The organism is Luteimonas sp. A478 (assembly GCF_054052025.1).
Window position 1 is genome coordinate 127,853 of record NZ_JBSVRF010000007.1, and the last position, 13,854, is coordinate 141,706.

Annotated in this window: 16 protein-coding genes; 5 read left to right on the forward strand and 11 right to left on the reverse strand. The window is 66.0% G+C overall.

Annotation, left to right across the window (positions count from 1 at the left end; genetic code table 11):
- Positions 1-3: 3 nt before the first annotated feature.
- Positions 4-1,233, reverse strand: a complete 1,230-nt coding sequence (locus ACW7G3_RS13295) for an endonuclease/exonuclease/phosphatase family protein (protein ID WP_456983321.1) — start codon at positions 1,231-1,233, stop codon at positions 4-6.
- A 15-nt stretch (positions 1,234-1,248) separates the two neighbouring features.
- A complete protein-coding gene (locus tag ACW7G3_RS13300; RefSeq protein WP_456983323.1) occupies positions 1,249-1,956 on the reverse strand; it encodes an arginyltransferase in 708 nt (235 codons plus the stop codon).
- 141 nt (positions 1,957-2,097) lie between these two features.
- Here ACW7G3_RS13300 and ACW7G3_RS13305 point away from each other — a divergent pair, with 141 nt between their 5' ends.
- Complete coding sequence (locus ACW7G3_RS13305; RefSeq protein WP_456983324.1) at positions 2,098-2,772, forward strand: EF-hand domain-containing protein; 675 nt, start codon at positions 2,098-2,100, stop codon at positions 2,770-2,772.
- Here ACW7G3_RS13305 and ACW7G3_RS13310 read toward each other — a convergent pair.
- The 3 genes from ACW7G3_RS13310 to ACW7G3_RS13320 form a co-directional block, all read right to left on the reverse strand.
- Positions 2,753-3,160 carry a pathogenicity-like protein gene (locus tag ACW7G3_RS13310; protein WP_456975947.1) on the reverse strand — a complete coding sequence of 136 codons (408 nt, stop codon included), beginning with the start codon at positions 3,158-3,160 and terminating at the stop codon, positions 2,753-2,755. The two genes, ACW7G3_RS13305 and ACW7G3_RS13310, sit on opposite strands and share 20 nt — an antisense overlap.
- Positions 3,157-4,041 carry an acyl-CoA thioesterase II gene (gene tesB / locus ACW7G3_RS13315; protein WP_456975945.1) on the reverse strand — a complete coding sequence of 295 codons (885 nt, stop codon included), beginning with the start codon at positions 4,039-4,041 and terminating at the stop codon, positions 3,157-3,159. Before tesB ends, ACW7G3_RS13310 begins: the two co-directional genes overlap by 4 nt.
- A gap of 75 nt (positions 4,042-4,116) precedes the next feature.
- Positions 4,117-4,686, reverse strand: coding sequence for an N-acetylmuramoyl-L-alanine amidase (locus ACW7G3_RS13320; protein ID WP_456983325.1), 570 nt, complete (start codon positions 4,684-4,686; stop codon positions 4,117-4,119).
- A gap of 124 nt (positions 4,687-4,810) precedes the next feature.
- Here ACW7G3_RS13320 and ACW7G3_RS13325 point away from each other — a divergent pair, with 124 nt between their 5' ends.
- The 3 genes from ACW7G3_RS13325 to ACW7G3_RS13335 all read left to right on the forward strand — a co-directional run bounded on the left by ACW7G3_RS13325 (position 4,811) and on the right by ACW7G3_RS13335 (position 8,604).
- Positions 4,811-5,341 carry a hypothetical protein gene (locus tag ACW7G3_RS13325; RefSeq protein WP_456975941.1) on the forward strand — a complete coding sequence of 177 codons (531 nt, stop codon included), beginning with the start codon at positions 4,811-4,813 and terminating at the stop codon, positions 5,339-5,341.
- Between the two features lie 85 nt (positions 5,342-5,426).
- A complete protein-coding gene (rlmKL, locus tag ACW7G3_RS13330; RefSeq protein ID WP_456983327.1) occupies positions 5,427-7,673 on the forward strand; it encodes a bifunctional 23S rRNA (guanine(2069)-N(7))-methyltransferase RlmK/23S rRNA (guanine(2445)-N(2))-methyltransferase RlmL in 2,247 nt (748 codons plus the stop codon).
- A 76-nt stretch (positions 7,674-7,749) separates the two neighbouring features.
- On the forward strand, positions 7,750-8,604 hold the full coding sequence (locus tag ACW7G3_RS13335; RefSeq protein ID WP_456983328.1) for a pirin family protein: 855 nt from the start codon (positions 7,750-7,752) through the stop codon (positions 8,602-8,604).
- A 61-nt stretch (positions 8,605-8,665) separates the two neighbouring features.
- On the opposite strand, the gene ACW7G3_RS13340 is transcribed toward ACW7G3_RS13335, so the two are convergent.
- Both ACW7G3_RS13340 and ACW7G3_RS13345 read right to left on the reverse strand, forming a co-directional pair.
- A complete protein-coding gene (locus tag ACW7G3_RS13340) occupies positions 8,666-9,115 on the reverse strand; it encodes a hypothetical protein (protein WP_456983330.1) in 450 nt (149 codons plus the stop codon).
- 153 nt (positions 9,116-9,268) lie between these two features.
- On the reverse strand, positions 9,269-9,817 hold the full coding sequence (locus tag ACW7G3_RS13345) for a histidine phosphatase family protein (protein ID WP_456983331.1): 549 nt from the start codon (positions 9,815-9,817) through the stop codon (positions 9,269-9,271).
- Between the two features lie 124 nt (positions 9,818-9,941).
- Here ACW7G3_RS13345 and fdhD point away from each other — a divergent pair, with 124 nt between their 5' ends.
- A complete protein-coding gene (fdhD, locus tag ACW7G3_RS13350; protein WP_456983345.1) occupies positions 9,942-10,781 on the forward strand; it encodes a formate dehydrogenase accessory sulfurtransferase FdhD in 840 nt (279 codons plus the stop codon).
- A gap of 44 nt (positions 10,782-10,825) precedes the next feature.
- Here fdhD and ACW7G3_RS13355 read toward each other — a convergent pair whose 3' ends face one another.
- The 4 genes from ACW7G3_RS13355 to ACW7G3_RS13370 form a co-directional block, all read right to left on the reverse strand.
- Positions 10,826-11,197 (reverse strand): DUF1428 domain-containing protein, encoded by a 372-nt coding sequence (locus ACW7G3_RS13355; RefSeq protein ID WP_456983332.1) that lies wholly within the window; start codon positions 11,195-11,197, stop codon positions 10,826-10,828.
- A 28-nt stretch (positions 11,198-11,225) separates the two neighbouring features.
- On the reverse strand, positions 11,226-11,522 hold the full coding sequence (locus tag ACW7G3_RS13360) for a lysozyme inhibitor LprI family protein (RefSeq protein ID WP_456983334.1): 297 nt from the start codon (positions 11,520-11,522) through the stop codon (positions 11,226-11,228).
- 338 nt (positions 11,523-11,860) lie between these two features.
- Positions 11,861-12,370, reverse strand: coding sequence for an energy transducer TonB (locus tag ACW7G3_RS13365; RefSeq protein WP_456983336.1), 510 nt, complete (start codon positions 12,368-12,370; stop codon positions 11,861-11,863).
- A 937-nt stretch (positions 12,371-13,307) separates the two neighbouring features.
- A partial coding sequence (locus tag ACW7G3_RS13370) for a PH domain-containing protein (RefSeq protein WP_456983338.1) occupies positions 13,308-13,854 on the reverse strand: 547 nt, incomplete at its 5' end.

Below are 13,854 nucleotides of genomic sequence, written 5' to 3' on the forward strand. Positions count from 1 at the left end.
CCGCTATCGAATCCGCAGGTCCACCCACACCAGCCGGTGGTCGCTGCCTTCCACGATTGCGGCGGAGGGATCATCCGGTGGCGGCCAGTACACCTGCCCGCCCAGATAGTCGAAGCCGGTGGAGGGCAGCGCATAGTCGGCCCGCAGATTGCCATTGCGCGGACCGAAATCCGCGGTGTCGTGGGCGTGGGCGCCGCGGTGCTCCAGGTTGGCGCCGCCAGCCGTCAGGGCCGAATGCACCGCCCCTTCGCTGCGCGGCGTGCGATGGCGCAGCACGCGCGGATGTTCCAACAGACCCAGGATTGCCCCGAGCACGCCGGCGCCGTCGGCGGGATCGTTGTTGAGGTCGCCCAGGATCACGAAACGCGCGTCCGCCGCCAGCCCGCCGCAGCGGCCGGCGTCATCGCACAGCCACGGCAGCTCGCCGCCGGAGAGATACTCCTCCCACAGCCGGATTTCGTCGGCGTTGCGCGCCTGGTTGCGCTTCTCCGGACCGTCGAACACCGGCGGCGTGGGGTGGGAGGCCAGTACGTGGACCACTCCGCGCGGAGTGCGTACCGGCACATCCCAGTGCGACTTGGAAGACAGGCGCAGCTGGGTCCAGACTCCTTCCGGGTGCCAGGGCGCACCGGTGTCCGGATCCAGTGGCCGGCGGGCGTCCGGCATGTCATTCCACTTCAACAGCTGGAAGGTGCGTACCGCGTCGGCATCGATCGGGTGGCGTGAGAGCAGCAGCATGCCGTACTGGCCCGGGTGCAGGCCGTAGCCCCAGGCATCGTTGCCGCGCGCGCGGCCTTCGCCGCCCACGGTGCCGTCGCCGTCCAGGTCCAGTCCGCTGGGCACGCCGGTGTTGACCGGAGCAAGGTAGCGGTAGGGGTAGCGCAGCGGCTGCCCCCCGCCGGGCTGCGCACGCTCAAGGTACGCGCGCTGGAACAGGTCGGCCGCACTGCCATCGGCGACGTAATCGAACTCGTTGAGCAGCACGATATCCGGCCGCACCCGCTGCAATACCGCCGCGACCCGGCTGGCGCCCTCGTCGGCTTCCTCCAGGCGCTGCATCAGGCCGCCGGCCTCATCCGAGTACAGGGACACGTTGTAGCTGGCGATGCGGAGCGTATCGGTCATGGCGGAACGCGAAAGGGCCGGGTCGCCGTACACATTGACGCGCACGCAGGCGGCCAATGCGAGAACGGCGGACAGCAGGATCAGGGAGCGCAGCGGACGGAGCTTCATCGGTTGGCAGGGCCTTCAGTCAAACGGACGCCAGCCGCGGCCGTCGAACGACTCCAGCGGGCGGAACCTGCGTTTGTAGTCCATCTTGCCGTGGCCGTCGATCCAGTAGCCCAGGTACAGGTGCGTGCGGCCCTCGCGCTGGGCCCATTGGATCTGGTGCAGGATCGCCAGCGTACCGAGGCCGCGCGCAGTTTCGTCCGGTTCAAAAAACGTGTAAACAGCCGACAGGGCGTCCTCAACCATGTCAGTGGCGGCCACCGCCAGCAGGCGCCCGCCGCTGCGTAGCTCCAGGAACCGGCCGCTGGTCCAGCTGCCCACCAGGAACTGGTCGAATTCGGCTGCGCCGTGCGCATCCATGCCGCCCTTGGGATGACGCGCCTGCAGGTAGCGCTGGTACAGGGCCAGCTGTTCTTCGGTGCGCTCGGTCGGGAGCACCCGCATCTGCACGTCGGCATTGCTGGACAGGCAGCGTCGCTGGCTGCGGTTTGGCTGGAACTGCTCGACCGGGATCCGCACCGCAACGCAGGCGCGGCAGCCTTGGCAGTGCGGCCGGTACACGATGTCGCCGGAGCGGCGGAACCCCCATTGCAGTGCCCGGGCATAGAAGCCAGGCAGCCGCGGATCATGCGGATCCAGCACCAGGTCGCGCGCCGTGCGCTCGGGCCAGTAGCCGCAGGGATGCTGGCCGGTGTGGAACAGGCGCAGGGATTCGGAGTCACCCATGCGGCCAGCATACTGCTCCCGGTCGCGTTTGCTGCGACTGTCCGCCTGCTGAACGCATTCCGGCGAGGGTCAACCATGGCGGGGACAGCTGCGTTGACCGGTACACAGGTGGCATGGCGCCGCCGTACCAGGAGTTCACCAATGAAGACCACATCCCTGTTCGCAGCCACCGTCATCGCCCTTGGCGCACTGTCCTCACAGGCCTTCGCGGCAGATCCGGCCCAAGTTGCAGATCGCGCCGCCAACGCCTCAGAACGTGCAGACGCATCGGAAACGCAGGCGCGTCGTGGCGGCAAGCACCATCACCGCGGCCATCGCTTCGGCCACGCGGGCCCTGGAATGACAATGGGCGGGGGTATCGCGCGCCTGGATACCGATGGTGACGGCCGCATCAGCCGTGCAGAACTGGAGCAGGCCGCCCAGGCACGGACCGAGCGCGCGGAACGCACCGGCCGGACGGGGAAGGGCGAGCGGGGGCAGCGCGGTCATCGCGGCATGGGCGGCATGGGCGGCGGCTCGCTGTTGGAGCAGTTCGATGCGATTGATACCAACAGTGACGGCTACATCGTTCGCACCGAGCTGCGTGCCTGGCAGCAGGCCCAGCGCCCGCAGCGCGAAGCCGAGCGCGAGCGTCGTTTCCAGGAGCGCTTCACCGCCGCCGACCTCAATGGCGACGGCGTGCTGAGCCGGGTGGAAGTCGAGGAAAAGATGCCGCGCCTGCTGGCCAGCTTCGCCTGGATGGATGACAACCGCGATGGCTTCCTGAGCCAGGATGAACTGCGACCGCAGCGCACGCTTAGAACGAGCGGCCGATAACCAGTGCGGCCAGGATCGCGATTGCCACCAGCAGCAGGCGCCGATAGCGCATGATCTTCCGCTGCCGCGGCGTCTGCTGCGGCTTTTCCGGGGTGATCGGAGGCAGGTCCGCCGATGACAGGTAGCTGTCGGTGATCGGGCGGGTGGTGGGCCCGGGCATGCCGATGTCGCGCATCAGCTGGCGCGCCCGGGCTTGGTCTTCCGAGCGCACCACCCACAGTGCGGGCTGCTGCCGGGCGGGTGGGGTGTCGCGGTAGTTGAAAACCCGCCGGCGCCCGCTCCTGTAGGAGCGGCCGTTGGTGATCTGCACCTCGATCCCGTCCTCGCGCATGATCTGCGCCAGGCGCTCCACGTTCTCCACCCGCATGCTGCTGAAAATCTGTCTCATTGCTTCACTTCACCGGCCGCAACCGCGGCCATGCGGATCAGGCCTTCCTGGGCAGTGCTTGCTACCAGATGGCCCTGGATATCGTAGATCATGCCGCGGGCAAGGCCGCGTGAGCCGCTGGCGCTCGGGCTGTCGATCGAATACAGCAGCCACTCGTCGGCGCGGAACGGGCGGTGGAACCACAGCGCGTGATCCAGCGAAGCCATCTGCACGTGGGGCTGGTAGTAGCTGATCCCGTGCGGGAAGGTCGCCGTGCCCAGCAGGTGGAAATCCGAGGCATAGGCCAGCAGCGCACGGTGCAGCTCGGGGGCGTCGCCCACCTTTTCGGCAAGGCGGAACCAGACCTGCTGGTAGGGCGGGCGCTTGGGCGGATCCAGATCGTCGCGCGGGTACACGTGCCGGAATTCAAACGGCCCGGCCCGGTCCAGCCATCGCTGCACCTTGGTCGGCAGCTTCTCCAGTGCCTGCGCCGACAGCGGCGGCAACGGTGTGATGTCCTCGGGCCGGGGAACCTCCGGCATCGACAGCTGGTGTTCGGCGCCCTGTTCGGCCTCCTGAAACGAGGCCGCGCAGAAAAAGATCACCTTGCCGTGCTGCACGGCGGTCACACGGCGCACCGAGAACGATCCGCCATCGCGGGTGCGGTCCACCTCGTACACGATCGGATGGTCCACATCGCCGGCGCGCAGGAAGTAGGCGTGCAGCGAGTGCGCCGGCCGCGGATGGGTCATGGTGGCCTGGGCCGCCGACAGCGCCTGGCCCAGCACCTGGCCGCCGAACACGTAGCGGGTGCCGATATCGCGGCTCTGGCCGCGGAACAGGTCCTGTTCCAGGCGTTCCAGCGAGAGCAGATCAATCAGTTCGGAAGCGGGGGAGGGCATGCGCGCTGCGGGCCGTTTCAAGGGGCCGCAATTGTACCTGCCGGCCTTGGGCTGGCGCAGGCAGGATCCTGCCTGCTATGTGGGCAGCCGCTCCAGCGGAATCCGCGCTAGCACCTCGTCCCAGGGAAACAGCGGGCCTGGATCCACCTTGCGGGCCACCGTCAGCGCCGGGTTGTCGCTGGCCTGCATGCGATCGGTATCCAGAACCTCGTGGCCGGCGATCCAGCGCAGCTGTGGCAGCGTGGCCCGCAGGTACCGCAGCAGGTGGAGCAACGCTTCGATCTGCGGACCGGTGTAGGGCTCGGTCATGGCCTGGTGTCCGCTGTCGTACCAGTGCGGGTAGCGGCCGATATTGACCAGCTCGATCCCCACCGAGCGCGGGTTCCAGCCGCGCACGTGGTGGGCGATGCGTTCGGCCGGCACGTATTCGGTGATCGCGCCGTCGCGGTCCACGTACCAGTGCCCGGCCGCGCCGGTGCCGGCGTCTGGATACAGGATGCGCTCGCCGTATTCGCGGGCCATGGCCATGTCCGGCAGCTCGGTGCAGTGGATCACCACCAGGTCGATGTCATCGACCGTGCGGTGGCCCAGGCGCTCGACGTAAGGCAGATGCTGGCGGGTGATGGAGGGTGCGGAAGCGGCCATGTGCCGATGCTAGGCGATTTATCGCCGCACAACCGCAGGCGTGACGTCCTGGCGGCCGGCAAATGCTCTAGCATTCCTCCATGGATAAGTTTGCGTGTTGCAACGATGACAGCGGAGCGCGGGCATGAGCGCACGCGGCCACGTCATCCTTTCCCACGGCTTCGAGAGCGGCCCGGGCGCCACCAAGGTGACCGCGCTGACCGAGGTGTGTGAACGTCTGGGATGGACCCACGAGCGACCCGACTACACCGATCTGGACGCCCGTCAGGAGATCAGCGACCTGGGCGATGTGCCCAGCAGGCTGCAGCGCCTGCTCAAGTGCGCCCAGGGTGCGGCCGCGCGCGGGCCCTTGGTGCTGGCCGGTTCCAGCTTGGGCGCTTGGATCTCCGGACGGGTCTCGCTGCAGGTCCCCGTGGCGGGGCTGTTCCTGATGGCGCCACCCGCACGTCTGAGTCCGGCGCCGGCGCTGGATGCAGCCGAGGTGCCGATCTCGATCGTGCACGGCTGGGACGATGAGCTGATTGACGCGGCCCACGTGATCGACTGGGCCCGCCCGCGCCGCGCCCGCCTGCTGCTGGTGGATGACAATCACCGGCTGGAACGCCACGTGCAGGCGTCCGCCGACGCGTTCGCCGAGCTGCTTTCCTCCCTGTAACCAGGCAACTCCGCGGCTTCCGCGGACCGCCTGCCTGCCACCCCCGGCGCCACTTGCGTGGCCCGGCGCCCTGTAACCTGTCGCCATGAATTTCTTTGTCTCCTGCGCCAAAGGCCTGGAATACCTGCTTGCCGATGAGCTGCTGGCGCTGGGCTGTGAAAAAGCCACCGCCACCGTGGCCGGCGTCAACGCCACCGGCAGCCTGGCTGTCGCCCAGCGCGCCGCGCTGTGGGCGCGCACCGCCAGCCGGGTGCTGTGGCCGCTGGCCGACTGGGACTGCCCTGATGAGCACGCCCTCTACGACGGTGCCCGCGCGCTGGATTGGCATGAACACCTGACTTCCGGTATGACGCTTGCCGTGGATGCGCACGTGTCCGGCACCGCCATCACCCACGCCCGCTACGCCGCCCAGCGCACCAAGGACGCGGTGGTCGATGCCATGCGCGAGCGCGACGGCACCCGCCCCGACGTGGATCTGGAGCGGCCCGACCTGCGTCTGAACCTGGTGGTGCGCAAGGGCAGGGCGCTGCTGTCCGTGGACCTGGGTGGCGGACCGCTGCACCGCCGAGGCTGGCGCAAGGCCCAGGGCGAAGCCCCGCTGAAGGAAAACCTGGCCGCGGCCGTACTGCTGCGCGGCGATTGGCCACGGGTATACGCCGATGGCGGCGGGCTGCTGGATCCGATGTGCGGCAGCGGCACCCTGCTGATCGAAGGCGCGCTGATGGCGGCCGATGTAGCCCCGGGCCTGCTGCGGCTGCGTACGCTGGCTGGTCACGCGGGTACGCAGGCCGGCACGCAGATTGACCAGGCCATCCTGCCCACCCGGTGGCCCGGATTCGACCGCGAAACCTGGAACGACCTGTGGCAGGAGGCCATGGTGCGTGAGCAGACCGGCCGTGCCGCATTGCGTCCGGCCTTTTACGGCAGCGATATCGACCGGCGGGCCATCGATGCGGCCATCACCAACGCCGCGGCGGCCGGGTTGGCCGATTCGATCAACTTCCGGGTCGCCCCGATCGAGCGCCTGGCCGATACATTCCCAGCGCTTGGTGCCGGTGTCGACGCGCAGGCCATAACGGGCCTGGCAGTGTGCAACCCACCTTATGACGCCCGCCTGGCGGCCGACCCGGCGCTGTACCGCGCATTGGGCGACGCCCTGGCCGCAGCGGCTCCCGGCTGGCGCGCCAGCCTGCTGTGTGGCGATGAAGAGCTGGCTTTCGCCACCCGCCTGCGGGCCCGCAAGCGCTACCGGCTGTGGAACGGTTCGCTCGAGTGCAGCCTCATCGTCTGTGACAACGTTGCCCCGGCCAAGCGAGAAACCTCCGCCCCCCGGCCGCTGGGCGAGGGCGCGCAGATGGTGGCCAACCGGCTGCGCAAGAACCTGCGCGGGCTCAAAACCTGGCGCGCGCGCGAAGGTGTCGGTTGCTTCCGCATCTACGATGCCGACCTGCCGGAATACGCCGCCGCAATCGATGTCTATACCGAAGCCGGCGCCCCGGATCGGCATTGGCTGCACGTGCAGGAATACGCCCCGCCAGCCACCATCCCGGAGCAGACCGCCCGGCGCCGCCTCGGCGATCTGCTGGCTGCCGCCCGCGAGGTGTTTGAGCTCCCCCAGGAGCGCATTGCTGTCAAGACCCGCACCCGCGGCAAAGGCGGCAGCAAATACGGGCGAATGGACGCGCGTGGCGACTACATCGTGGTGAACGAAGGCCCGGCGCGGCTGCGGGTGAACCTGTTCGATTATCTGGATACCGGCTTGTTCCTCGATCATCGCCCGCTGCGCGCCCGCATCGGTGCAGAAGCGCAAGGCAAGCGCTTCCTCAACCTGTTCTGCTACACCGGCGTGGTCACCGTGCAGGCCGCCATGGGCGGCGCGGCACAAACCACCAGCGTGGATCTGTCCGCCACCTACCTGCAGTGGCTGGTCGACAACCTGGGCGAAAACGGCATTGGTGGCAGCGACCACCGCATGGTGCAGGCCGACGCTGTGGCTTGGCTTGAGGCCGAGCGCGGCCAGTACGACCTGATCTTCTGCGACCCGCCCACCTTCTCCAACTCCGCGCGCGCCAACGATTTCGATATCCAGCGCGAACATGTGCGCCTGCTGCAGGCCGCGGTCGCCAGGCTGACGCCGGGGGGCGTGCTGTACTTCAGCAACAACTTCCGCCGCTTCCGCCTGGATGAGGAGGCGGTGGGGGAGTTTGCCCAGTGCGAGGAAATCACCCCCACCACCATTCCCACCGACTTCTCCCGCAACCAACGCATCCATCGCGCATGGCGCCTGCAGCCACCGTCGGTGTGGAAGACGACCATCGGCAGTCGTGCGTAACCCACTGTTCCATCTGCACTGACTGCCCAAGCGGCGGCGCGCCCCCATTATTCCTGCTCCCGCACAGGAGCCCGCCATGAACAACACCGACCGCTACGCCCGCATCGCCAGCAAGCTGCGCGGCATCCCCGCGTCTGACGGCGCCGGGGTCAAGCTGACCCGGGTAATCGGCAGCCCCCAGCTACAGGATCTGGATCCCTTCCTGCTGCTGGATGAATTCGGCACCGACCGCGCCGAGGATTACATCGCGGGCTTTCCCGAGCATCCGCATCGCGGCTTTGAAACCGTCACCTACATGCTCGACGGCCGCATGCGCCACCGCGACAACCATGGCAATGAAGGCCTGCTGGTACCCGGGGCCGTGCAGTGGATGACCGCCGGCCGCGGGCTGGTGCATTCGGAAATGCCCGAGCAGGAGGAAGGCCGCATGCGCGGCTTCCAGCTGTGGGTCAACCTGCCGGCCAAGGACAAAATGACCGCGCCGCGCTATCAGGAATTCGGCCCCGAGCGCATTCCCACGACCGCTCCCGCGGCGGGCGTGGAAGTGAAGGTGATTGCCGGCAGCGTGGGCGATACGATCGGCCCGATCACGCAACCCGCGACCGATCCGCTGTACCTCGACATTGCACTGCAGCCGAACAGCACCTGGGAATACGCGCTGCCCGATGGCCACAACGCCTTTGCCTACGCTTTCGAGGGCAACCTTGAGGTCGGCGCCGGCGAAGATGCGCGCGCGCTGGAAACCCGGGAGATCGGCATCCTCGGCGGAGGCGGCCTGCTGCGGCTACAGGCAGGTGACGCCGGTGCGCGCCTGATCCTGGTGGCCGGCCGGCCGCTGCGTGAGCCGGTCGCCCGCCACGGACCATTCGTCATGAATACCCGCGAGGAACTGATGCAGGCATTCGTGGATTTCCAGGAAGGCCGCTTCTGAAAGCAGGAAGGCCGGCTTGCGCCGGCCTTCGTTGAGTTTGGATGGCAGGAGCGGGTGCGCCTCAGTTGCTGCTCATTCGACTATCGCCGAAATCCAGGCGTTCCACCATCCGCATGTTTGCCCGCAGCGCCTCTTCCGAGGATGTACGGGTCCAGATGTGGGCCACCCGGTTCCGGCTGAGCTCCACCCGCGTTTCCCGTACCAGGATGTCCGGCTGGGTGCCGACTTCCGCCCGATACCAGCGGATGTCCTGCCCGGCCACCACGCCGCGCTCTTCCCGATATGCGCGTCGCGGCTGGAACGGCGAATCGGCGGACAGTGACAGGCCGAATGCCTCGGTGCCGTCAGTGCCGACCGCGCTGCAAATCAGGAAAGCGTCGTTCCCGCGCTGCTCCCAGCTCAGGCCCGAATCAGCGGGCAGCTGAGGACAGGTTCCGGTTTGTGCATGCGCTCCCGTCGCGGTACCCAGCGCCAACGCGCAGGCAACAAGCGGCAGCAGTCGTCTGGTCATCGAATTCATACTGGTCCTCCCCCCTTGGATGCGCTGGTAGCACAGCGTTGGTGCTGCACGAACGCCCCTTTACCCCTCAGACCATACCCGCCATCGCTCCTGGGATTCGTGATGGCCATCACCTTTTTGCGGCGCTCTGGTTCGCAGGATGGCTCAGAACCGGCCGCGCTCCAGCGTGGCCTTGCCGCCGGAAGCAATGCGCACGCGGAACAGATCGCCGTACTCTTCCTCGCTCATTGCCTCCACCGGACAGGCGCACAGCGCCGTGACGATGTCGGGCACGGTATTGCTGTGCCCCACCAGCAGGACCGCATCGCCAGCGTGGCGGATATGCAGCAGCGTGGCCAGTTCGGTGGCCGGCAGCTCAGGATCGTAGTCGCGCACTTCCAGCGACTTTTCAGCTGCCACGGGCGCTGCCGTAGCGCGGGTGCGCCGGGTGGGGGTGGAATAGATCGCTTTCAGCGGCACATCAGCCAGCGCCTCCGCCAGCGCCCGGGCGCGGGCCTGGCCGTCGGCATCAAGCACGGGGTTCTCCGGGTCGTCAGTTGCCTTTTCTGCGTGGCGGACCACGATGAACGTGGTTTCCAGCTCCAACTCCGGCTCGGGCGACTGTGCAATGCCATCAGCCGGGGCAGGGGCGGGCTGCAGCAGCGCGCAACCGGCCAGTCCAACAAGCAGCAGTGGCAACAACAGCAGGCGCATCGGGAACTCCGTTCTGGGTCTGCCAGCATGATGCCCGCCGCGGCGCGCCGGGAAAAGCCCCGGTGCACGGCGGGCCACCGCTCTGCCTGCATCCCGAGGCCGATTGCGGCATGCTGGCAACATGTTGAATTCCCCTTCTGTCGCGCCCGATCCGGACACCACCCCCGGCAGCGTTGTCCGCCCTGTACACCGCTGGCGCGGCGATGCCGGGCGCCTGCTTGACGACCACATTGCCGAAGAGGTGCCGGTCGCGTTCGTCTACAACGACCAGCCGTTCGCAGTGATGATGGCCACCCCCGCGGACCTGGAGGATTTTGCCGCCGGTTTTGCACTCAGCGAAGGCATCATCGAGTCGCGGGGGGATCTGCTCATCGAAAGTGTCGAACACCTGATCGAAGGCATCCAGATCCGCATGCGCATTCCCGCCAGCCGCGCCAAGGCGCTGGAGAACCGGCGGCGCAGCATGAGCGGGCGCAGCGGCTGTGGCGTCTGCGGCAGCGAACTGCTGGAGGCGGCCCTGAGATACCCGCCGCCGGTCGTCGCAGATGTAAGGGTGACCGTGCCAGCACTGCAGCGGGCCCTGCGCGAGCTGCGCTCCGGCCAAGCCATCAACGCCCGCACCGGCGCCACCCACGCCGCAGGCTGGGCCGCCCTGGATGGCAGCCTGCAGCTGCTGCGGGAAGACGTGGGCCGGCACAACGCCCTGGACAAGCTCATCGGGGCAATGAGTGCGGCAGGCGCTGACCCGGCAGCCGGGTTCGTGGTGGTCACCAGCCGTGCCAGCTACGAGATGGCCATGAAAGCCGCCAGCGCCGGCGTAGCCCTGATGGCCGCCGTGTCCGCGCCCACCGCCCTGGCGATTTCACTCGCGGAACGCGCCAATCTGACCCTGATCGGTTTTGCCCGCGATGATGGCCATGCGGTATACAGCCACGGTCATCGCCTGCTGGCGGGGGATGGCTGACACCCGGGTTGTCGCACCCCGTCCGGTATTGCGGTGGGCGGCCCTCAGCCCTTGCCGGGCAGTTCGACCACAGGGTTGAAGCCCCCGAAGATCATCCGCTTGCCGTCGAACGGCATGGGGTTTTTCTCCGGATCCATGCGCGGGTCGCTTCCATCCATCATCTTCGCGAACGCGACGTCGCGCGTGGCTTTGTCCGGCCATTCGATCCACGAGAACACTACCGTCTCGTCGTCCTTTGCCTGGACCGCCTTGCGGAAATCGGTCTGCTTGCCGTCGGGCACGTCATCGGCCCAGCATTCCAGGACGCGCGTGGCGCCCAATTCGACGAAGAACGAATCGCCGAGGTTGGCGTGATCGGTGAACTTCTGCTTGTTCGCCGTGGGCACGGCGAGCACGAAACCGTCGATGTAGGCCATTGCATCGTTCCTGTGGGGGAGGGCCGCCTCAGTGCACTGCGCCGAGAGTCTCCAGCTCCTCTGCGCGCTGGGTCGTCTCATCAAGCACGCACTGGTTTGATGCGAGCGTTGCAAAGGTGCCGCCTTCCGGATCAGCGTAGAACCCGCAGTTCGCATCGCGATACTGGATCCACAGACGCTGGGCTGCGGTAAGTTGTTGTTTGCGCTCGGAACTCAGCTGTGCTTGAAGCGTCCTGTAAGCGCTGTTGAGCCTCGCGTCCTGGGTCTGAAGCTCCGCGGCGATACAGTCGAGCATATTGCTCGTTACGCTATTGGACTGCTCCATGCATGCGGAATAGCTTGCAGAGTCGGTTGCATCGGCGGTACACGACATTGAGAGCGATATGAGACACGCCAACGCGATTGAGTGCTTGCTCATTCACATTCTCTTGCTACCTGACGACCGGGTTAGGCGAAACCGCGTGCAAGCAGAACCAGGTAGTTGAGCTGGGCGTTCAACCCGCTGTGCCTACGAGTGCCTGGTGACGCGCAGTGGCTTCACATTGAACGCGTTTCCACGCTGCGCACGGCCATCACGCCGTGCCTGGAGTCACAGGAAAAAAAACGGACGGAGATCGCCGCGCTGGCGAGCAGTGCCGCAGAACGCCGGCTCAGCAAGTACGCCTATGGCGAAGCACCCTCCAACCCGCTGCCGAAGAAGCTGGTGATGTCAAAGTAAACCACCCGCCGGTCACCGGATGGCAGCTCAACCTCAATCTGGTCATAGACACGTGGCCCTTGGCCCTGCAGCAGGCGCTGCCGCGTCACCTCGGCGCCGGGAAGGTGCCTCCTGAGCCAGGCGTGTTCAGCGCGGATGCCCTCCAGTGTTTCCGTGGCCTGGATGATCACTGCCGTGGCCAGCGATTCCCCTGGACCTGGCGGGTCAGGGAGCTCGAATGGAAACGGCACCCGCATGGTCATCCGCACTGGCTCGCCCTGCAGCGTGGCCGGGCGGAACCACCACCGCTCCACGGCCGTGAGCACCGCATCGCCGAATTCCGGATTCGTCGCTGATTCCACACGCAACCTTGTGGGGCGGCCTTCTTCGTCCACAGTGAAAACCACTGCCGCGAGCCCCGTCAGCCCCTCTGCCAGCGCTTGTGGTGGATAGATCGGCGCGTAGCCGTCCAGCAACTCCGGCAGCGTGTCACAGGCCGCGTCGGCGCAATGATGCTCCAGCCCTGTGCAGCAATCCCCCGGTTGTACGCCTCCACGTCGATCCGCGAAGCAGACGGGGCGGTCACACCGGAATCGCCCCGCACCAAACTGATGCCCGAAATCGCATACGCCAGCAGAAAAGCCCACATCCAAGTTCGCATCACAACTCCGGTCCGCGCGGTCCCTTCATGAAGGGCGTCGATCAATCTCGCTGAAACGACTGATGACGCGTGGCCGCGTAAGTACCCTGAATCCCCCCGTGTGAATCGCCCCTAACGCCAGAGTTAAGCCGAGACGCGCAGTGGAGCGAAGCGGCTTCGGCTTGAACGACTTAGGCCGCAGCTACCCGGCACCTGCGCCAAGACTGCCACACCCCAACCCCTGTGCCAGAACACTACAACAACTTGCTGCAATCTGGCCGCAAACCTGGGTCTGATACTGGGCCCTGCCGAAGCAGACTGATGCTGTCGCACCAACCTGCCAGATACCAATAGGTTCTTGGCTGGGAGCACCATGCCAGACTCGAATGGGGTGAACAGCACCGTCATGATGATCATTGGGATGAGGCCAACTGTCTTGGCGGTTGGATCAATGGCGCGGCATGTTCGGTGCACCGCAGCCGCGTAGGTAATGACCGGAGGGACCGTTACCAGCGCCAGAAGAATTGAAGCCGCAATTACGATCTTGGACGAATGGGCAATGGCTGTGATGATCATTACGGCGAACCAGACGACATGAACAATGTAGCTTTGGAACAAGCGCCGCCTCTGCCGGATGAGCTTGGGGATCAGAGAGGAGTCCATTGCGGCCTAACACCTAAGTTAAGCCGAGGCGCGTAGTGGAGCCAACCACATGACAAGCTTTACCTGCCATGTGGCTGGCGTAGCGATGTAATTTCGGCTTGAACGCATTGTTAGACCGCGCTGCGACGTAGTGACTCAATCTGGCGCAGAAAGCCAGCTTTATCACGGGGCGACACTAGCACTGACTTGGATTTGCCATAGGTGATACGTAAACGGTCAAGCGATAGCGCGGGACTGGAAATCGGATCCTGTGTAGGTGTGATGCCAGAAATGTCACTGATGGGGATGGTCCATTTGAATAGGCCACTACACACGATAAGTTGCTGATCGCGGATCACGTAGCGTGTAAACACCAGTGCAATTAGTGGGATGATAAGGCCAGGGCCGCCAATCAGTGCTGCTATCCAAACAGAATCAGATAGCACCTTCAACGCCCCAAGTAATGAAGCGACCATCGCAATCACCAGGACAGCACCCAGCCACCAGTCGATCTTTGATTTGTAGACGGTAGCCATTAAGTTTCCTGTGCGGTCTAACGCTGGAATTAAGCCGAGCCGCGAAGCGGCTGGGACTTCCTTCGAAAAAGTGGACACCCAACGGTTAGGCGCATTGGCGCTCAAAGTCGACAGGTGATTGATACCCCAAGGCCGAGTGTAG